The following is a 20,729-nucleotide window of genomic DNA, read 5'->3' as shown; positions in this document are numbered from 1 at the left end:
ATTCGCCCTGCATGTAGTGTCCCTTTTAAGCCTTGAAAGGGTTGTGATGATTCGATGATGATATGATAAAGTGCAGCTATGCCAGATAGTTGTGGTGATCAGATAGATAAGTTGATCAATAAATGATCAAGACGGGGAAGAACGGTAGACCATGGAAAGATTTATAGCCGACCTGCATATCCACTCCAGATTTTCACGTGCCACCAGCAAAGCCTTGGACCCGCGACTTTTGGCCGCCTGGGCGAGGGTTAAGGGCATTGATGTTATCGGTACGGGGGATTTTACCCATCCCGAATGGCTGGCCGAAATCGAAGATCAATTGGTGGAGGACGGCTCCGGCCTGCTTCACCTGCGCGAGCCGCAGGGGCTGGAGGAATCCATCGACTGGGTGGACGGACCGTTCGCCGGACAGACCCGCTTCATGCTCCAGACCGAAATCAGCTCCATTTATAAGAAATTCGGCAAAACCCGCAAAGTTCACAACCTCGTCTACATGCCCGATATTGAGTCGGTTAAGAAATTTAACGCCAAGCTCGATACCATTGGCAACCTCAATTCAGACGGCCGTCCCATTCTGGGGCTGGACAGCAAAGACCTGCTGGAAATCGTCCTTGAAACCAACGACAAAGCCTTTCTCATTCCCGCACACATCTGGACCCCGTGGTTCTCTCTCTTCGGAGCCAAGTCCGGCTTTGATTCCGTGGAAGAATGTTACGGCGATCTGGCTTCTGAAATTTTCGCCATGGAAACCGGACTTTCGTCCGATCCGGAAATGAATTCCTATATTTCAGCTCTTGATAAATACCGCATGGTCTCCAACTCCGATGCCCATTCCGGTGAAAATCTGGGCCGTGAGGCTAATGTTTTCAGCGGGGCCATGTCCTATGAAGGTATTTACCGTGCCTTGAGGGGCGAAGGACTGGGCCATAAATTCATGGGTACCATTGAGTTCTTCCCGGAAGAGGGCAAGTACCATATGGACGGGCACCGCAAATGCGGCATCATGCTTGATCCCCATGAATCCAAGATGCGCGGTGGAATCTGTCCGGTCTGCGGCAAGCCGTTGACCATGGGCGTTTATTCGCGGGTCATGGAACTGGCGGACCGTGATGAGCCGCAGCAGCCCAAGGGGCAGCCCGGTTTTGATTCACTGGTGCCGCTGAAGGAACTTATTTCAGAGGTGGTGGGCACCGGACCCAAAACCAAGAAGGTGCTCGGCGTCTATGCCCCGCTGATCAAGGAATTCGGTTCGGAATTTACCATTTTGCAGCAGGTCCCGGTTGAGGATTTGAAGCGTCACAACGTTCATCTTGCCGAAGGCATCCGGCGCATGCGTGAGGGGCAGGTTATCCGTAATCCCGGTTTTGACGGGCAGTACGGAACCATTTCCGTTTTCAGTGCGCAGGAACGCGATGAGATCGTCAACGGCGTGAAGCTGATGGTGGTCCGCAAGCCCAAAGGCGACCTTGATGATGCCAGGCCGGAAGCCGAAGTGGTTAAAGCTTCCGCCGAGCCGCAGGAAGAGGAGCCCGCTGTGGTCCGTTTCAACGAGGCCCAGAAAAAGGCCATCGAAGCGGGGCCGGAACCGGTGCTGGTCATTGCCGGACCGGGAACGGGCAAGACCCAGACGCTTATGGGACGCATTAAATTTCTGCTGGAGCGTGGAACCCGCGCCCGGCGTATTCTTTCCCTGACCTTTACCCGCAAGGCCGCCGAGGAAATGAACGAGCGCATGCGCAACATGCTCGGCGAGGATGAAGTGCTGCCCCGTGCGGACACTTTGCACGCTCTGGCCCTTGAGTACTGGGCTTCGGCCTTTGATCACGATCCCATTATTTTGAATGAGGAAACAGCGCGCCGCGTCTTTGCCAGAGCCAATCCGGAACTTACCGGTCCCAAGCTTAAGTTCGCATGGGAATCCATCAACCTCTGCCGCGAGACCATGGAGCCGCTTAGCGAAGGTCCGGCGGAAATTCTGGGTAATTACACCCGTCAGAAAGATCAGTACAACCTTGTGGATTACACCGACCTGCTGGAATTCTGGCTTTCGGAGCTTAAATCCGACAAGTATGTGCGGACTTTTACCCACGTGCTGGTGGATGAGGTGCAGGACTTGTCGCCTCTGCAGCTGGCAATTGTACACCGTCTTGCGGGCGAGGACGGGGAGGGACTTTTCGCCATCGGCGACCCGGACCAGTCCATTTACGGATTTCGTGGTGCTGCCGGGGATGTGGCTAACCGTTTCCGCGCTTTCTGGGAAAATCTGATCCGGATTACCCTTGAAGATAACTACCGTTCGGCGCAGGGTATTCTGGATGCTTCGGCATCAGTGCTTGAAGATCCGCCGCAGCTGAAGGCCCATAGAAATTTTGATGCTGAGATTCAACTTTTTTCCGCTCCTGACAGTACTCGTGAAGCTTCGTGGATCGGTGAGCGCATCAAGCAGCTCATCGGGGCCACCAGTCATTCTCTTGTGGATGCAGGGGAGGTCGGTTCACTCAGTCCCGGAGATATCGCGGTGCTGGTCCGTTTTAAAGCGTTGATCGGCCCCATCGAATCCATGCTCAAGCGGCAGGGCATTCCGTGCAGCGTGCCGGAGACCGAGAGCTTCTGGCATGATCCGCGGGTGGAGGTGCTTCTGGCCGCTGCCCGGCGTATGCTGGGTTTTGCCGAGAAAGCTGATGAGGAAGTGCCGGAAGTACCGGAGAAAATCATTGCCCGTGGTCCGCTGGGGCTTTCCGCTTACCTGACCGACATGCCGCCTTTTGACCAGCTTTTCTGGGAAAGCAAGCCTTTTCGGGATATGGTCAAGGGATATAAGGAGCACGGCGGCTGGTCCGGCCTGCTGAACTGGATTCACATGCAGAATGATCTCGATCAGGTACGCAGCAAGGCTGAGAAAGTGCGTATCATGTCCATGCATGCGGCTAAAGGGCTGGAGTTCGAGGCTGTTTTTCTGGCCGGGCTGGATGACGGCATTGTGCCTTTTGCCGGACCGGATATTCTGACCGGGAAGATTTCCGGGGACGGTCCGCTGGTGCAGGAAGATACCGAGGAAGAACGCAGACTGCTCTATGTAGGCATGACCCGCGCCCGCAGGAGTCTTTACATGTCCCACGCGGGCAAAAGGCCGCTTTACGGGCGGACGCTGATGCTGCCTGTCTCCAGATTTTTGAAGAATCTGCCTGATGTGGTGAAGAAGTCGGCGATGGTTGCACGAAAGGTTCAGAAGGAGAAGAAAATCAGCCTGCTGGATATGTAGCTGTTTCTTTTCGTTCTGTGCGGATTGAGCAAGAGTGGGTTTTGGTTTTAATTACAACAGAAAAACCTTGTAAACCACCTTCTCATAAACCATTGACATTCTTCTTGCAGCCATGGCGCTTATTCCTGCCCCACGGAGTCTGCAGAAGATGTGCAACGGGTTGAAGTGGTGTTGGAAAAAATTCCTGACCCGTTTCATTTTTTTTCTCCCGACTTGATTGAATATGCTTTATTTTTAGCAATACTTATGCCGTGAATAAAAAGAGCTTGCGGTTCGGTATGTTGAGTGAATGAGTGAGGTATAGATTATAGATTTAGTTTATGCAGAGCGGCAAAAATGTCCATTTTTTTGAATAATATTGAATTCCCTTTTCAATTGGCAGCACCTTCATGGGTCATACCCGGAACCGTGGCTGAGAACTGCCGTTTTCTTGCGGGCAAAGTTGACGAGATCGCGTTACTGTTCTTTGAGACCGAGCCCTGTCTTGGATATACCGATGCTGATCTGCCTCATGAGTTGGCGGAGAGCGGACTTTCTTTCCACATCCACCATCCCCTTGATCTGCCGTGGGATGAAGGGGGCGCGCGGGTGGCGGAAATTGTGCTGGGCTTGAGTGAAAAGGCGGCGCATTTGAATCCGCTTGCCCACGTTGTGCATCCGCCGCAGGCCGGACCGCAGGCTGCGCGCAGGATCAGGGAGTTTGCAGCAGGTATTTCCGAAGGCGGCATAAAGCCCGGGAGTGTGCTTTTTGAGAATATCAAAGAGAACTCGCTGATCGGCCTGACCGGGCTGATTGCTGATAACGGCATGAAAATATGCCTTGATCTGGGGCACATACTGGCTTACGCACAGGATGACCTTCTGCGTGAACCGGAAATGTCCGGTCTTGTTTCCATGCTGCATCTCAATGCGCCCGGTAAAAACGGAAAACATCTGGGGCTTGAACATCTTGATAGCAACGGTCTGGAAAGCTTAGGTATTCTGCTTGATTTACTTAGTGCAGGCGGAACGGTGACTGTAGAGGTCTTTGAAGAAGAATCCTTTTTTAACTCACTGCAATTATTGAGTGATTATTGTACTTCAAGAAATGTAAAGTAATACCTTGTGAAATTTTTCTTGTGGTTGCAGTACTTGTTGAAAATAGAGTACGTAAAGATAGTTTTCCCGTTCTTGTGTATTCATGTACTTAGGAGAAACCTTGATTACATTTGTGCTGGGGGGCAATAAGTCGGGAAAATCAGACTACGCCCTCGACCTGTTTGCAGAATATTCCGGCCGGAAATGTTTTATCGCCACCGGGAAGGCCCGTGATATGGCTTTTCGGGAGCAGATCATGACCCACCGGAAAGAACGCGATCCGTCCATTCCGGTTTTAGAAGCCGGTCCGGACTTGCAACAGGTGCTGCTTAAGGCTAGAGAAGGGTACGACCACCTGCTGGTGGACAGTCTGGATTTCTGGTTGTTTTCCTGTTCCGAATCTTCGGACGGAGAGCAGCAGATCGGGGAGGTTGTCCGGCTTTTATCTGAATGGAAAGGGCCGGATGTTGTTTTGGTGTCTTGTGAGGTGGGCTTGGGTCCGCTGGCAATGACACGTGAAGTCCGCAGTTTTGTTCGCAGGCTCGGATCACTCAACCGTACAATGGCCGCAATCGCAGATGAAGTATATCTTGTGGCCGCAGGGTTGCCCCTTACCCTGAAGAAGTAACTATGGCTTATTTTAAACAGCTTGAAGATCAGCTTCAGGATTTGCTTGCCCTTTGCAAAAAGGACGAACGCTGGCTGGTAGTGGTTAATGCCGACCCGGATTCCCTTGCTTCGGCAATGGCTTTTAAACGCATTATCGGCCGCAGGGTTGCCGAGGTGGGCATTGCCCATATCAATGAGGTTAAACGCCTTGATAACCTCGCCATGATGCACTACCTGCGCATTCCGGCCCAGCGGATGATTCCCACTCTTGTGGCTCAGTATGACAGGTTTGCTATCCTCGATTCCCAGCCGCACCATCATCCGGATTTCGAGGGCCTTAAATTTTCCGTGATAATCGACCATCATCCCTTGCCGGCTGAGCCGTACCCCCATGCGGAGTACGTGGATATCCGTCCCAAGTATGCAGCCAACTGCACCATGATGACCGAGTATCTTTACAACCTGAAAATCCGCCCGGCCAAACTGCTGGCCACCGCGCTGCTTTACGGTATTAAAACCGATACCCAGAGTTTTGAGCGTCCCTTTATTGACGATGATGTCAAGGCTTTCAGATACTTGACAAAATATGCGGACATGGACCTCATTAAGCGTATTACCCGTAGCGAAATACATCCCGACTGGCTGCGTTATTTTTCCCGCGCTTTTTACAATCTGCGGCGTATCGGGCCCGGTCTTTTTTCCCATATCGGCAAGGTGGAAAATCCGGATACACTGGTTATCCTCGCCGACTTCCTCATGCGCGTCCATGGTGTTTCATGGGACGTTGTTTCCGGTATTTATGAAGATACCCTTGTGGTTATCTTCCGGGGTGACGGCATGCGCAAGGATATGGGCAAATACGCGTCCAAGCTTTTTAATGACATCGGTTCCGCAGGCGGGCACAAGGCTGCTGCACGGGCTGAGGTCAAGCTGGAAGCACTTGAAGACGCCGATCCTGAATCCTTTGTGCTCAAGAAATTGACCAAGGGTAAAAAGACGGTCAAGCGCATCTGATCCCTTTCCCAATCATACAATTGCAGGGTTTGAACCCGAAGGCATAGCATGGCACTCAGAGATAGATTGAATTTTGACGGCGATCCCCTGTACCTTATTGACGGTTCAGCCTTTTTTTACCGCGGCTTCCACGCCTACCCGGACCTCAAACGTTCTGACGGTACGCCCACCAACGCCCTGTTTTTTGTGCTGCGGACCCTGCTCAAGATCATTAAGGAAGAAAAGCCCAGGTATTTGGTTTTCATGCTTGATGGGAAAGGTAAGAACTTTCGCCACGAGCTTTACGATCAATACAAAGCCCAGCGTCCGCCCATGCCCGAAGACCTGCGTTCCCAGATTGAACCGCTTAAGGAAGGGCTGAACGTTCTCGGCGTGCCGCTAATTGTTTCCAATGGCGACGAGGCTGACGACTGCATTGCCTCGTTGGCTGCCCGCTACAAGTCCGAACGTCCGGTGGTCATCCTCGGTGCGGATAAGGACCTCAAGCAGTGTCTTGATGAGAATGTCTACATGTGGGACCCGGCAGGGAAGAAGGAAAAGCTCACCTCGCTGACTGATTTCCGCGAAGACACCAAGCTGGAGCCGGAGCAGTGGGCCGATTTTCAGGCTCTTGTGGGCGATTCCGCTGATAATATTCCCGGTGTTCCCGGAGTGGGTAAGGTTACCGCCACCAAGATTATGGCCGAGTTTCCCACCCTTGAAGAGATTCGCGACAATTACGACAAGCTCAAGCCTGCCATCCAGAAAAAGATGAAGGATGAGCTGGAAAATATTTTTGTCTACCGCGAACTGACCCGCATGCGCTTGGACAGCTGTCCCGAATGTGACCTTAAGCAGTGCGAGCTTCGTTCTGTTGACGGGGACCGGGCCGTTGAATTCATGACCACCTACGAATTTCGTTCCCTTGAGCGTGACGTAAAAGCTTTGTTTCCTGCTGCGGGCGGAGCATCTTCTTCTGTTCCTGTTCCGGCGGCCAAGACTAAAAAATCCGCTTCCGGCCAGCTCTCCCTTTTCGGCGAGGAAAACCCGGCACCGGCTGCGCCTGAGAATCGTCTTGAGCTTAAAAAAGTATCATCCGCAGCTGAACTTCCTGATTTTACAGGCAGGGAAGTGGGGCTGGTCCGCGAGGGCAATGTTTTTTTCATCGGTTTTGATGGTGATGAGTGGATGTGCAAAGTCAGTGCTGCTGAGCTGGTGGCAGCAATGCAGTCTGCAAAGACTGTGGTTGTTGCGGATGTGAAATCTTTTTTACGGGCAGATCATGTCTGGACTGAGATTCCGCTTTCCCGCTGGTTTGATCTCAGTCTTGCCGCCTATCTGCTCAATCCCGAAGAACGCAATTACGCATGGGATCGTCTGCGGGGGATGCTTTTTACTGCCGATGAACTTCCCGATGCCGTGGATGAAGTCCACCCCGATGCGCAGGGGCTGGCCGCGCTTGCCCTCATGCATGTGCTGGCACCGCGTGTGAAATCCGCAGGGCTTGATGAACTTATCGGCAATCTGGAGACACCGCTTATTCCCGTGCTGGCCGATATGGAAGAGGCCGGGATCAGCATTGATCTGGCCGCTTTTGCCGATTTCCTTGCCGAGGTTAACGAGCGCATTAACGAACTTACCCGGATCATCCACGAGCGGGCCGGGGAGCCTTTTAACATCCGCTCCAGTCAGCAGATGGCCACAGTGCTTTTTGATACCCTCGGTCTCAAGCCCGGCGGCAAGACCCCCAAGGGTGCACTTTCCACAGCCAACTCCGTATTGGAAAAGCTGACCGGGCAGCATGAAATCATCAGTGATATCCTTGAATACCGGAAGATGGAGAAGCTGCGTTCCACCTATCTCGAACCGCTGCCCAAGCTGGTCAATTCCGACGGGCGCATTCATACAAATTTCAACCAGCTTGCCACCGCTACCGGACGCCTTTCCAGTTCCGGTCCCAACCTGCAGAACATCCCCATTCGCGGGGATCAGGGCAAGCGTATGCGGGCCTGTTTCACTGCCGGGGAAGGGTTGCGATTAGCCGCTGCCGACTATTCGCAGGTTGAACTGCGCGTACTTGCCCATTTTTCCGGGGACCCGGCCCTTGTGTCCGCCTTTGAGCAGGACGAGGATATCCACTCCCGTACAGCCGCGCTACTTTTTGACCGTGATCCGGCTGATGTTACCTCTGACGAGCGTCGTAATGCCAAGACCATCAACTTCGGTCTGATCTACGGCATGGGGCCGCAGAAGCTTTCCCGTGAGCTTGGCATCAAGATCAACGAAGCCAAGGAATTTATCGCCAAGTATTTTGAAAAGCTGGATGTGCTCAAGGGGTTTTATGATTCCGTGGTGGAGCAGGGCAAGGAGAAGGGATACGTGACCACTCTTTCCGGGCGTCGCCGTCTGTTGCCGGAACTTCATTCCACCAGCCAGCAGGTGCTTTCGCAGGCCCGCAGGCAGGCCATCAATACTGTCATTCAGGGCAGTGCCGCCGACATCATCAAAATGGCCATGATCAAGGTGGCTGAGAATCCCGAAATCAAGCATCTCGGCGGTAGGCTTATCCTGCAGATTCATGATGAACTTTTAGTGGAAGGTCCTGAAGAAAATATCGAGGAAATCGGTAAGCTGCTGCAGCAGGATATGCAGACCGTGGCAACACTCGCCGTGCCGCTCAAGGTCGATCTGGGCCTGGGCCGCAACTGGGCACAGGCGCATTAAGAAGTCTCCGACGGCCCTTCGGGGACCAAAGAACCTTTTTTTGGGAAAAAAGGTTCTCTGGACTCTCCAAAAAAACTTTTTATTATGCTTCGCCGCTCCGTATGGGAGTCTGTTTGTGGTTTGGGTAGGTGCGTTTGTTGTTTCGTCCGCCTACTCGAACGAATTCTCCGGGGGGGCCTAGGCGGATGTTGAAGATCATGGATGCCCCACGCATTATCAGCGTGGCCATGAATCCTGCCGCCATGGCGACTTCGGGCTGTATTTGTAGTTGCAGCATGCCCACGTTTACAAATGACCCGGCCAGCGCGGCTACGGCGTAAAATTCCCCTGCACATAGAATCATGGGCGGATTCCCGGTCAGCACATCACGGATTACCCCGCCCCCGGTGGCGGTCATTACGCCCATGAATACGGCGATGGTCCACGGTACACCGACCTGCAAAGCCACGGTGCTCCCCGTAACGGCAAAAGCACTCAGCCCGAGGGCATCGAACCATGAGGTGGCCTTGTAGCGGTCCTTGATTTCAAGGCGGCAGAAATAGGTGAGCAAGGTCGCCATGATGCACAGGTAAAGCTCCACAGGCTCACGGGTCCACCAGACCGGGCGGTCCAGCAGCACGTCACGGAGTGATCCGCCCCCAAGCCCGGTGATGGTTCCGATCAGCACATAACCGACAATATCCATCCTGCGTCTACCGGCTGCCAAAGCACCACTGACCGCAAAAACAATATCCCCGAAATACATGAATCCATGGATGGCGGACTGGACCATCTCACCATTTAAAACACTCATAATCCACCTCTGCGAAAGACGAATTCAATTAATTTAAAAAATATTTGCATTTTTAGTAATGCGAAAAACGAGCCTGAAATAAATTCAGAATAGATAGTTGTAAAGTGATATTTTTGGTGTTTCGAATTTTTATCAAAGTTTTTTGGTTTTGCTATCCGTAATATTTTTTCAGGAAACGGTCCTGCGGCTTGCCTGCTGCGGATGGAGTTGTTACAAGAACTCCCTTTTTTGGAACAAATTTTATTTTTTTATCGAGACAAACAATGACATCATCAAGAGAATCCACAGCATATTTGACTGTATCCTGTAAGGACAGACCCGGCATCGTTTCTGCGGTTTCCGGCTTTCTGTTCTCCAAAAACGCCAACATCATCCATTCCGACCAGCATTCCAGTGATCCTGTGGGCGGTCGTTTTTTTCTGAGAATGAAATTCCACATGAAAGGGATTGAGGGTAGTCTGGAAGAATTCAGGCAGGAATTTGCTGAAAAAGTTGCTGCCGAATTTGATATGGACTGGAATATCAATCCGGCATGGATCAGGAAGAAAACAGCCATCCTCGTTTCAAAGTTCGACCATGCCCTCATGGATCTGCTCTGGCGGGCCAAGCGTGATGAACTGCACACCGAGATCACCATGGTCATCAGTAACCACGAGGATCTGCGTAAGGCAGTAGAATCATTCGATGTACCTTTTCATCACGTTCCGGTGGAAAAAGGCAAAAAAGAGGAATCCGAGGATAAAATCCTTGAACTCATGGAAGGCAAGGCCGATCTGGTCATCCTTGCCCGCTACATGCAGATTCTGACCCCCAAGCTTATTGATGCCTATCCCAACCGGATCATCAACATCCACCATTCATTCCTGCCCGCATTTGTGGGTGCCGACCCTTACCGCAGGGCCGGGGAGCGCGGCGTTAAGCTCATCGGGGCCACCGCCCATTACGTGACCGAGGAACTGGATCAGGGGCCGATCATCGAGCAGGACGTCATCCGCGTTTCCCACCGCCATGATTACGAAGAACTCAAGATTCTGGGCCGCGATATCGAACGGCAGGTGCTCAGCCGGGCCGTTAAATGGCACCTCACCGAGAGAGTGCTGGTGGACGGGAATAAGACGGTGGTATTTATTTAAGATTGCTCCGGCGGCTTAAACCCTTTTGGAAAAAGGGTTTAAGAATCCCAAAACTTTTTATTAAGCTTCGCATGTAGCTTATTTAAACAAATCTACTAAAAAAGACCGTAATATCTCGAAAGATATTACGGTCTTTTTTAGTATTTTCATATGCGAAGCGGCGAAGCCCAAATAAAAGGTTTTGGGAGAGTCCAGAGAACCCTTTTGCAAAAGGGTTCTTTGGCCGCCGGAGGCATTCTTACTTAGCTGACAATTTCTTGGCAATCTGCTCATCACTCTGCTCGCCTATTCCGAAACGTATGAACAGGTCGTTGAGCTTGCCGCGAATGTCCTTGGTGGCCTTGGCAACGGCCTGCAGGCTGATGAAGACCAGAAATTCAACCTTGTAATCACCTTTTTCAAAAAGACGCAGGATGGCGGTGGCCAGTTCCTTTTCAAGGGCCAGCAGTTGCATCTCGGCAACCAGCTCTTTGGCTGTGCTCTGCTTGAAGATGAGCCAGTTCTCGTTTGTAGAATCCTTGAGCCAGAGCCGGGCCATGCGGATGCGGGTCATTCCGATTTCATGAAGTGCCTGTACTGCTTTTGTGGAAGCTCTTCTGCGTTTGAGCACCCGTAGCTGCATTTTGCTTTCTTCACCCTGCATTTTGCTTTTCAACAGAGAGGAGAATTTTACCTCGGTAAGATAGATAAACAGCTTATCAAGAGATTCTACTCCGAACCTGCGCAGGTATACAGTCAGTATTTTTTCATCGCGCTGGGTAAATGTCTTCAACCCGAGCAGAAATTCCCGGACCACAATATCAAGGGTGATGCTTACTCCGACAGCACAGGCTCCGATCTGGTCCTGTGCGAACTGGAGATTACGGGCCATTTCCGCTTCCTGCTCTGCGCTGTCGGCGGAATAGGCAGATTCGCGCATGGCTTCCATGGCGTTGTCGTAATCCTGCTTGAATTTGGTCGTGGCCGGGTCGATACAGACTATCCGCGCAATGCGTTCAACCACATCATTACTTACAGGTTCGTCTCCCTGCACCAGCACTTTGCTTTCCTGCAGGGAGTTGTAAGTCATTTTTAAAACTTCAGCAGAGTCTTCATCTGAGGCGACCTGTTCAAAAGCAGTCTGGATGCGTGTTTTGTCGATAGCCGGAACTTCGGCTGCAAAACGTTTGCTGACATCATCAAAGGGGAAACGGAGGATTAAATAGCTTTTATCCCGGGTCAGGGAATAACGCTCATTGGCAACAATATCTGTAAGCGATGATTCAACTTCCTGCGTAATGAACTGGTCGATAAGGGCCTGCCAGAAATCCTTATCCAGTTCATGTTGTTCCAGCAGCCCGTTATATTTTTTGAGGGCAGGCTCACCCAGATGACGCAGGGTGACTTCCTCAAAATTGTCGGAAATGAGACAGGAAGCGTATACAACGCCCTGAACGGTCTTGATCAGCAGGGTTTCCGCATTGATCAGCCGGGAACGGATACTTTCCAGAGCCTCCTTGTCCTTACCGTCTTTGAGCCGGCTGTAACGGCCGATCATCAGTATGAATTCACTTAATGTCTTTTTGATATACTCATGAGCAGGCAGATCTGTAGAGCGATGGCATAACAGGGCGATAATCCCGCTCTGCTGTTTTTCCAGCAGGGGGAATTCATTAATACGGTTGTTGTTATACTTGATAAATTCAAGAAAGACCTCGCGTTCGAGCACCTCGCGCAAGGTACTGCGCTCCTTGAGGCGAGCCAGAACATTCAAGTAAAAATCAATCCGTTTTTCTTTGTCAGGAATCTGTGCGCCGTCCTGGGACACTTCACTCATGAATTCTCCATCCATAATTTCTTAATTATTTGCATGAAAATGTCTCAATTCCGCCACAATAGTCAAGAAGTTATGTAATTATAAATAATAATAAGTCCGGTAAAAATCAGGAAGAGCGGCTGCCGCTTCCCGGAACGGTCTTGCCGGGTAAAAAAGAACCATTTGAAAATAATGGTACTTTTCTTGCTAATATCCGTTAAAACAATAAGATATTGACAGCGGCCGGCTTTAGGTTTTTTAACAGTAACCGATTTGAGCCCGGCACAGATAACAAGGAACCTAGCAGCATATGATAACTTGTACAAAATGTGGTAAAAAGAATGACGATGCGGCAAAAGCCTGCTCCAAGTGCGGATACAAACTGCAATCCGGTCGCAAAAGACTGGAAAGCAATGTAGCCGCACAGGATCGTCGCGATATGTTCCGCTTGAAGCTCGAAAAAGAACAGCGTTTTGCCAAACACGGTGAAGCGTGGATTTATGCCCTGTTTCTGCTTGGAGCCGTAATTTTCTTTACCTACAACAAAGTTTACTGGCCTCTTTACGGTCTTACTCCGGCTGTTGCTCTTCTTGCTTGGTTTCGGAAGATTTAGCCGTCTTGTCCTGCAGTTCCTTTAATGCGTTTTCCTGATCTTCTTTCAGCAGGTCCGGTACGGACCGCTGCCAGAATTCAGCTTCCTTGTCTGCCTTGAGTTCTTTTTCAGATTTCGGAAAACAGCACTTGATAATCGAACGTTTGGTGCAGGAAGCCGGGAAATATTCGATGATTCCGCACTCGTTTTCATCTATGTAGTATTTAACACTGCGTCTGTATCTCTTTTTGCGGGAAAGAATGGTTATCTCGCCATTCTCGATCTTGCAGAAGAAATCCGTGTATTTGGCCCCGTAAAATCCGGTAAAAATATGGACATTGCCATGTTTTGTCCCCACATAACTGAATTCATGGGGGGCTTTGCACTGGGCCCGGGCAAGGGCGTTTCGGGTCAGGCAGAGGGCGCGTTCCTGTTCCATGCTTCGCGCGTGGGCCGGAGCAGGAATCTGACAGAGCACTAACAATATAATGATAAGCAAAAAGTTTCGCATATAACCTCACTGAAAGGTAACATTCTCGGATATAGATTTTTTCGGACGGAAGACAGATCAGCTTTAGCTCATGAGATCATCTGTCGCCCGATGGAATAATATTTATTTTCAGCCAGAAACAGCTTCCCAAAACAGACAGTGCTATGCTAAAAGAACTGACCGTTTTGTGCAACCGCACAACCTTCCTTACTATTTTCCCAAAACTTGTCAAAAACTGACTATAGTGAGTCTAAACATTTTTTTTTCTAAACTTTGTTTAGAAAAAATCCTGTTTTTTCGACCTCTTTTAAGGTTATGAACTTGTGGAAAACTTTTTGTGTTTTTGTGTATTTGTGAATAAATGCTAATAATCGCCAAATACGGCTGTGTTACAACAAATTTTCAATCACCCCCCTGTACAAAACTCATCCCCTGAGTTAGTATCCTTTTCGTACTTGAGCCAGCCCCTTAACCACGGGGCTTGAGACTCAATCTAAGAAAAAAAGCTCTCTATAAAACACATAATTCAGCAGAAAAATATCATGAACGAACTCTCTTCTGGATGGAATCACCTTCGCGGTATTGAACCGCTCAGCCTGTGCGACTGGCCCGGCCGGTCTTGCAGTGTGTTCTTCCTCGGCGGCTGCAACCTGAACTGCCCCACCTGTCACAACTTCGACATGGCGTGGAATATGGAACGGCTGCCCCTGATATCCAGAGAGGATATGAGATCTTTCCTAAGGAACCGGGCAAAATGGCTTGACGGGGTCACAATTACTGGTGGCGAGCCTACAACGGTACCTAACCTCGGAGAAATCCTTTACGAAATCCGGCAGGTATCCAAGCTGCCCATCAAAATGGACAGTAACGGAATGCTTCCCGAAGTTTTGGAAGATATTCTCCAGCAGGGATTGGCGGACATGTTCGCCGTTGACGTTAAAGGACCGTATGAGAAGTATCCTGCCCTGACCGGGCAGGCCGTTACCGCTGAAGCGGCTCAGAAAAATCTGACAAGAATTTTCGAGCTTGCCGAAGCCAACCCCAAAGCCTTTTATTTTCGTCTGACTCAGGTGCCCATCCTGACTGATGAAGATATCGAAACTGCCAAGAGTTATCTTCCGGATGGCTTTAAGCTGACCATCCAGAACTACATTCCTCCAAGGAGAGAGCATGCCCACGCAGATAATGAAGCGAGACGGCCGGTTGGAGACCTGGTCGACTGAGCGAATTGCACAGGCCATTTTCAAAGCACTGAGTGCCAGTGGAATTAAAGACCCGCTCATGGCCAAGCGCATGGCCAGAAAGGTGGAAAATAAGCTTGAAGGATTCGATATTCCTGAACAGGAACATGTTCAGAATATGGTCGAAGAAGCACTTATGGATTCCCGCCTGCATTCCGTAGCCAAAAAATTTATTCTCTACCGCGACAGCCGCCGCAGACTTAGAAACCAGAAAGACGCCTACCTCGATATCAAGGAAACCATTGATGAATACCTTGAGAAAAGTGACTGGCGTGTGGCTGAAAATGCCAACATGACCCACTCGTTTCAGGGGCTCATGCTTCATCTCTCCGGAACAATTCAGGCCCGTTACGCCCTTGAAAAATACCCTGAGGAAATCAGGCAGGCCCACGAACACGGCTATTTTCACATCCATGATCTTTCCTACGGACTGGCCGGTTACTGCGCCGGATGGTCCCTGCGTGACCTGCTGCTGGAAGGCTTCAACCTCGAAGGCCGTTCCTGCGCCGGGCCGGCAAGGCATTTTGACGCCGTCCTCGGTCAGATGGTCAACTTTCTCGGTACGCTGCAGAACGAATGGGCAGGTGCACAGGCTTTCAACAATGTTGATACCTACCTCGCCCCCTTTATCCGCCATGACGGCCTTACTTATGAAGAAGTGCGTCAGGCAATGCAGAAATTCGTGTTCAACCTGAATACCACTTCCAGATGGGGCGGCCAGAGCCCGTTCACCAACCTTTCATTCGACCTTGTTCCGCCCAAGCATATCGCTAAAGAAGCGGTAATCATCGGCGGGGAGCTTCAGGATTCCACCTACGGTGAATATGCCGAAGAAATGGAGATGATCAACCGCTCCTTCCTTGAAGTAATGGTCAACGGGGATCAGCATAACCGCATTTTTTCCTTCCCCATCCCCACCTACAATGTAACTGAAGATTTTCCGTGGGATTCCAAGATCGGGCATACCCTGCTTGACCTTACCGCCAAGTACGGCGTGCCCTATTTCCAGAATTTTATTAATTCCGACTTAAGTCCCGAAGATGTGCGCTCCATGTGCTGCCGTCTGCAGATGGACCTGCGCGAACTGCGCAACAAGGTCGGCGGACTGTTCGGAGCCGGGGACCTGACCGGGTCCATCGGCGTGGTTACCCTCAACCTGCCCAAGCTGGCTTATCTGGCACAGGGTGAAGAGGATTTTCTTGACCTTATCGAGGAATATGCCATTCAGGCCAAGAACTCCCTTGAGTTCAAGCGCAAGCTGATTCAGACCAACCTTGATAACGGCATGTTCCCGTGGTCCCGCCGGTATCTGAAAAACGGTTACAAAGGCCATTTTTCCACCATCGGCCTGCTGGGCGGGCATGAAGCATGTCTGAACCTGCTGGGTAAGGGCATTGAGACCCCCTCCGGTGTGCGGCTCATGACCCGGGTGCTCAACCATCTGCGCGACCTGACCTCCCAGTTTCAGGAGGAAACAGGCAGCCTCTACAATCTTGAAGCCACCCCGGCGGAAGGTACCAGTTACCGTCTGGCAAAAATTGATAAAGCCCTTTATGCGGACATCAAGACCTCCGGTAACGGAATCCCTTATTACACCAACTCCACCACCCTTCCGGTGGGTGTTTCTGAAGATGTGGTTCTGGCCCTTTCACACCAGAACAAGCTGCAGCCCCTGTACACCGGCGGTTCAGTTTTTCATACCTTCCTCGGTGAATCCACAGCCGACCTTGATGCCCTGAAAAGCTTCATCATTAAAGCTTTCCGCAACACCAAAATACCTTATCTTTCCATCACCCCGACCTTTTCCATCTGCAAGGAGCACGGCTACATTCAGGGTGAGCACCACACCTGCCCGGACTGCGGTGCAGAGTCGGAAGTGTATACCCGCATCGTGGGTTACTACCGGCCGGTCAAGCAATGGAATGAAGGGAAAAAAGCTGAATACAAAGATCGTCAGGTATACAATACCTTCTGTTGTTAAGCAGCAGTTTCATTGAAAAAAGAAAGGGAAGTCCTTAACCGGGCTTCCTTTTTTTATTTCAACATTAACGCAATTTTAAACTCATTTTCGTTGCCAATAAAAATACATTGCATTATGGTTAATAGTGAAAATGAAATAAGTCTGAGATTGATTTCATTAGATTTCATGCTCAAACAAAGCACGATGAGATGGAGAGTATATGCGAATTCTGGTTGTAGATGATGAGCAGATGGTCAGGGAAAACCTTGTTGACTACCTTGAAGACGAAGGTCTGGATGTTATTTCGGTAGGAAGCGCGGAAGAGGCCCTGACCCTGATGAAAACCGAAAATGCCGATATCGCCATTGTGGATATGCGTCTTCCGGTCATGCACGGCAACGACCTCATCATTCATCTCAAGGAGCTGCATCCGGACATGGATTTCATCATCCATACCGGGTCTGTGGATTACGCTGTGCCGCCGGATGTTCGTGCTTACGGCATTTCATCGGACAATGTACTGCTCAAGCCTGTCGCGGATATGGATATGTTTATCCAGAAAATCAGGATTCTGTTCGGTACAAAGTACGATATTTAACCGTTTGATTTACTGACAGAAATATAAAACCGCCGGAACCCTGCAGGGATTCGGCGGTTTTTTATTTTGCCCCGCGCATTTTGCGGTAAAGGATGACCGCTCCCATGTGCTCGGTCACAAAGCGGTCTGTGTGCCCGGCCAGTGTTTCCGTGGAGCCGAGCATGAGATAGCCCTTGTCGGGCAGCATGTCATGGATGCGGTGGACAATATCCACCTTTGTGGCATCGTCAAAATAAATTAGAACATTGCGGCACATGACAAAGTCAAACTGCCCCAATGGGCGGAAGGAATCGAGCAGGTTGAATTTTTTAAAGGAGACCATGGATTTAACCGAAGGATCAACTTCCCACCTGCTGCCCTTTTTTTCAAAATACTTGTCGTACCCGGGCAGCAGTCCCCTTGATTTTTCCAGATTGCTGAAAACACCTTCCTTGGCCCGCTCAATAACCGCACCGGAAATATCGGTGGCCAGAATGGAAAAGTCAGCCGGGCTGATCTTGTTTCCCGGAACGGTCTTTGTCCATTCATGAATGAGCATGGAGAGGGAGTATGGCTCCTGTCCCGTAGAGGAAGCCGCGCACCAGATTTTTATTTTGCTGCCGAATTTCCGGTTTTTCAGGATTTCCGGCAGAACCTTGTTCCTGATGGACGTAAAGGGATGGGTGTCCCGAAAAAAACTGGTTTCATGGGTACTGATGGCCGAGACAGCTTCTTCCTTGAATTGCGTATCACCGGAAATGAGAAGTTTGTAAAAATCGTGCCATGAGCGGCAGTTCCGGGAATTGTAGAGGGCTTTGAAGCGATGCTGGATCAGATATTCCTTGCCTTCGGATATGGTTAATCCGCACAATCGATAAATCTGTTTGCGCAGCAGCTCAAAATCATTTTTGTCCAGCTTTGCGGATTCTCTGCTCACAATGTTTCCTTATCCGTTGGCGGGGCTTTCTTTTGCTTTGCTCATCAAGACGATCTCATTAGCCCACTGCATGGCAGCCAGATGGTTCCGGGCTACAGAAAGAGGAGACAGTCCGTTATTCATGATTGAATCGGTCAGTCCGTCCCAGTCTGCCTTTTCCAGAGATTTAACAATATCAAGAAAAATAGCGGCATTGCTGTTTTTGTTGGTAAGGGCTTGTATAAGCTCTTTTTCTACCGGAAGCTCAGCCATGAGTTCTTCCATGGGCCTGTTCAGGAAAACATCAAGCAGAGAAAAAAGGCCAAGCATGAACATTGATTCTGATGAAAGTGGACAAGTCTTCAGTTCACGTGCAACAAGTTCCAGAAATTTTGCCCGTTTGATGGACAGAAAGGCGAGTTCATCCCCGGCCGGACCTGAACTTATATCCGAGAGCAGGATCATGCGCAGCCATCCGGCAAGCTTCCTGTATCCGATCAGGGCAATGGCCTGCTGGATGGAATTGATTTTATTGGGCAAGCCAAAGGTGGGAGAGTTCATAAACTTGAGCAACCGGTAGCTGACAGAGACATCTGAGTTGATGGCCCGAGTCAGGTCTTCAACATCAAAGTTATCTCCGCTGATTGATCCCAGCAGACGCATGCGATTGATATTGCTGGTGGAAATTTTTTTGCCGGGGATAATTTCCGGGCGGCTGAAAAAGAAGCCCTGAAACAGTTCAAAGCCCAGCTCACTGCAAAGCTCGAACATCTCGTTGTCTTCAACTTTTTCCGCCAGCATCTGTACGCCCAGCTGTTTCAGATTGCCGGCAATATTAGCCAGTTCCGATCGCTCAAGATCAAGACAGTCGACTTTTACTATGTCCGCCAGTTCGACAAAAGGCTCGAATCCATCCTGCCCGATGTAATCGTCTAGAGCGATGGTGAAACCCTTTTCTTTAAGACTCTGCAGGGCTTCGATGACATCCTGTTCCGGCTGGACATGTTCAAGTATTTCAACCACACAGATTTCAGGCGGGAGAAAGTCTGCCGCACCTTCCAGAAGCATGTTTCGCGGGAAATTGACCAGCAGACGCTGGTCTTCTTCAATGTCTTCCTGAATCAGCCCGAATCCGTCGGCAATAACCTGCGAGGTCGCCGCGTCTTCATTTCCGACATCGGCAACGTTGCTGCTGCCCGAATTACGGAAAAGCAGTTCATAGCCCCAGATTTTTTTTTCAGTGTCAAAGACTGGTTGTCTGGCTACATAAAAAGAATCCAGAAACAAATCATTACTTTCGCCCATAAATTCCCGCACCCCGAATGAATATTTAAATTTCAGTTACATCAATATAAAGAATACCCCAGCGAGAAGTTAATATCAATCAACAACGTGGGGAGGACTCGTCTAAGGCATCATCGGGGCAAGTGAAAGTCCTCTGGTTTCCTCAAAGCCGAGCATGAGATTGGCATTGGCTACAGCCTGCCCGGAAGCTCCACGGCAGAGGTTGTCGATAGCCGCAAGAACAATCAACCGTCCGGTGCGTTCATCAGGAACAACGGCCACATCACAGAACATGGTTCCGCGCACCCAGCGGGTTTCCGGCAGCTGTCCCTCAGGCAGGAAACGGATCATTTTTTCATCGCCGTAAGCTTTTTCATAGGCGGCGCGCACATTTTCAGCAGTAACACCGGCTTTAAGTTTGGTGTAGATGGTGGAAAGAATGCCGCGGTCAATGGGCAGCAGGTGCGTGTTGAAGGATACAGTCATATCTTCGCCGCAAGCAATAGCAAGCTCCTGCTCAATCTCCGGGGTGTGGCGGTGGGTGGTCAAACCGTATGCGCGGAAGGAGTCAGCAACTTCACAGAAAAGAGTGCCCACACTGGCCTTGCGTCCGGCTCCGCTGGTTCCCGATTTGGCATCAATGACAATATCGGAAGTTTCCACCAGACCTTCCCGCAAGGCCGGAGTCAGCCCCACAATAACAGAAGTGGGGTAGCAGCCGGGGTTGGCAACCAGTTTTGCACCTTTGACCTTATCACGGTAAAATTCGGGTAGGCCGTACACTGCTTCGGGCAGCAGGTCTTCGCGGGTGTGATCAACTTTGTACCATTCTTCGTAGGTTTCGCGGTCACGGATTCTGAAATCGGCACTGAGATCCACCACCTTGATATTTTTATCATAAAGCTGGCCGCCGATATTCATGGCTGTTTTGTGCGGCACGGCCAGAAATACCAGATCACAGTTTTCTGCCAGATCATCCACATCAGGAGCGGTGATTTCCAGTCCGCCCAGTTCCATGCCGTTCAGGAAAGGATAAATATCAGCCAGTTTTTTACCGGCCTCGGCACGGGAGGTCACCCGGACCAGCTTCATGCCGTCATGGTTACTAAGGATACGGGTAAGTTCCATTCCGGTGTATCCGGTTACGCCCACAAGTCCGACAGGTACAGCACTCATAATTATCCATCCTTACAAAATAAATATTGGTAAAAGGGCGCAGCAAACCACGCCCGGAAAAATCTGTGATAAATCCCGACCGGGAAAAGAAAAGCAGAAAAGAGACA

At 50.4% G+C, this 20,729-nt stretch carries 16 protein-coding genes; 10 read left to right on the top strand and 6 right to left on the bottom strand.

Annotated features, from left to right (window positions below; all coding sequences use genetic code 11):
• The first annotated feature begins 151 nt into the window (after positions 1 to 151).
• The 5 genes from FMR86_RS03260 (at position 152) to polA (ending at position 8,665) form a co-directional block, all read left to right on the top strand.
• Entirely contained in the window at positions 152 to 3,262 is a 3,111-nt protein-coding gene (locus FMR86_RS03260; RefSeq protein ID WP_163349645.1) for a UvrD-helicase domain-containing protein, read from the top strand.
• Between the two features lie 336 nt (positions 3,263 to 3,598).
• A complete protein-coding gene (cbiR, locus tag FMR86_RS03255; protein WP_163349644.1) occupies positions 3,599 to 4,360 on the top strand; it encodes a cobamide remodeling phosphodiesterase CbiR in 762 nt (253 codons plus the stop codon).
• Between the two features lie 100 nt (positions 4,361 to 4,460).
• Positions 4,461 to 4,967 (top strand): bifunctional adenosylcobinamide kinase/adenosylcobinamide-phosphate guanylyltransferase, encoded by a 507-nt coding sequence (locus FMR86_RS03250; RefSeq protein WP_163349643.1) that lies wholly within the window; start codon positions 4,461 to 4,463, stop codon positions 4,965 to 4,967.
• 2 nt (positions 4,968 to 4,969) lie between these two features.
• Positions 4,970 to 5,962, top strand: coding sequence for a bifunctional oligoribonuclease/PAP phosphatase NrnA (locus tag FMR86_RS03245; protein ID WP_163349642.1), 993 nt, complete (start codon positions 4,970 to 4,972; stop codon positions 5,960 to 5,962).
• Between the two features lie 48 nt (positions 5,963 to 6,010).
• Positions 6,011 to 8,665 (top strand): DNA polymerase I, encoded by a 2,655-nt coding sequence (gene polA / locus FMR86_RS03240; protein ID WP_163349641.1) that lies wholly within the window; start codon positions 6,011 to 6,013, stop codon positions 8,663 to 8,665.
• A gap of 82 nt (positions 8,666 to 8,747) precedes the next feature.
• Here the strand turns inward: polA and FMR86_RS03235 are convergent, their stop codons facing one another.
• A complete protein-coding gene (locus FMR86_RS03235) occupies positions 8,748 to 9,458 on the bottom strand; it encodes a trimeric intracellular cation channel family protein (protein ID WP_163349640.1) in 711 nt (236 codons plus the stop codon).
• Between the two features lie 263 nt (positions 9,459 to 9,721).
• Here FMR86_RS03235 and purU point away from each other — a divergent pair, with 263 nt between their 5' ends.
• Positions 9,722 to 10,591: a formyltetrahydrofolate deformylase gene (gene purU, locus FMR86_RS03230; RefSeq protein WP_163349639.1), complete on the top strand. Its 870-nt coding sequence runs from the start codon at positions 9,722 to 9,724 to the stop codon at positions 10,589 to 10,591.
• 238 nt (positions 10,592 to 10,829) lie between these two features.
• Here purU and FMR86_RS03225 read toward each other — a convergent pair whose 3' ends face one another.
• The gene (locus FMR86_RS03225; protein WP_163349638.1) at positions 10,830 to 12,407 is read right to left on the bottom strand and encodes a hypothetical protein; all 1,578 of its coding nucleotides are present in this window, start codon (positions 12,405 to 12,407) and stop codon (positions 10,830 to 10,832) included.
• Between the two features lie 289 nt (positions 12,408 to 12,696).
• On the opposite strand from FMR86_RS03225, the gene FMR86_RS03220 reads away from it, so the two are divergent.
• Positions 12,697 to 12,999 (top strand): zinc-ribbon domain-containing protein, encoded by a 303-nt coding sequence (locus tag FMR86_RS03220; RefSeq protein ID WP_163349637.1) that lies wholly within the window; start codon positions 12,697 to 12,699, stop codon positions 12,997 to 12,999.
• On the opposite strand, the gene FMR86_RS03215 is transcribed toward FMR86_RS03220, so the two are convergent.
• Positions 12,956 to 13,417: a hypothetical protein gene (locus tag FMR86_RS03215; RefSeq protein WP_163349636.1), complete on the bottom strand. Its 462-nt coding sequence runs from the start codon at positions 13,415 to 13,417 to the stop codon at positions 12,956 to 12,958. The genes FMR86_RS03220 and FMR86_RS03215 overlap by 44 nt on opposite strands.
• A gap of 593 nt (positions 13,418 to 14,010) precedes the next feature.
• Here FMR86_RS03215 and FMR86_RS03210 point away from each other — a divergent pair.
• The 3 genes from FMR86_RS03210 to FMR86_RS03200 all read left to right on the top strand — a co-directional run bounded on the left by FMR86_RS03210 (position 14,011) and on the right by FMR86_RS03200 (position 17,267).
• On the top strand, positions 14,011 to 14,691 hold the full coding sequence (locus FMR86_RS03210) for an anaerobic ribonucleoside-triphosphate reductase activating protein (protein WP_163349635.1): 681 nt from the start codon (positions 14,011 to 14,013) through the stop codon (positions 14,689 to 14,691).
• Positions 14,639 to 16,690 (top strand): ribonucleoside triphosphate reductase, encoded by a 2,052-nt coding sequence (locus FMR86_RS03205; RefSeq protein WP_163349634.1) that lies wholly within the window; start codon positions 14,639 to 14,641, stop codon positions 16,688 to 16,690. Before FMR86_RS03210 ends, FMR86_RS03205 begins: the two co-directional genes overlap by 53 nt.
• A gap of 199 nt (positions 16,691 to 16,889) precedes the next feature.
• A complete protein-coding gene (locus FMR86_RS03200; RefSeq protein WP_163349633.1) occupies positions 16,890 to 17,267 on the top strand; it encodes a response regulator in 378 nt (125 codons plus the stop codon).
• A 61-nt stretch (positions 17,268 to 17,328) separates the two neighbouring features.
• Here FMR86_RS03200 and FMR86_RS03195 read toward each other — a convergent pair whose 3' ends face one another.
• The 3 genes from FMR86_RS03195 to argC all read right to left on the bottom strand — a co-directional run bounded on the left by FMR86_RS03195 (position 17,329) and on the right by argC (position 20,622).
• Positions 17,329 to 18,183, bottom strand: a complete 855-nt coding sequence (locus FMR86_RS03195) for a protein-glutamate O-methyltransferase CheR (protein ID WP_373682446.1) — start codon at positions 18,181 to 18,183, stop codon at positions 17,329 to 17,331.
• A gap of 9 nt (positions 18,184 to 18,192) precedes the next feature.
• Complete coding sequence (locus FMR86_RS03190) at positions 18,193 to 19,467, bottom strand: EAL and HDOD domain-containing protein (RefSeq protein ID WP_163349632.1); 1,275 nt, start codon at positions 19,465 to 19,467, stop codon at positions 18,193 to 18,195.
• Between the two features lie 102 nt (positions 19,468 to 19,569).
• Entirely contained in the window at positions 19,570 to 20,622 is a 1,053-nt protein-coding gene (gene argC, locus FMR86_RS03185) for an N-acetyl-gamma-glutamyl-phosphate reductase (protein WP_163349631.1), read from the bottom strand.
• Positions 20,623 to 20,729: the final 107 nt, after the last annotated feature.

The organism is Desulfovibrio sp. JC010 (genome assembly GCF_010470675.1).
GTDB lineage: Bacteria > Desulfobacterota > Desulfovibrionia > Desulfovibrionales > Desulfovibrionaceae > Maridesulfovibrio.
This window is presented reverse-complemented; position numbering and strand designations above follow the sequence as displayed.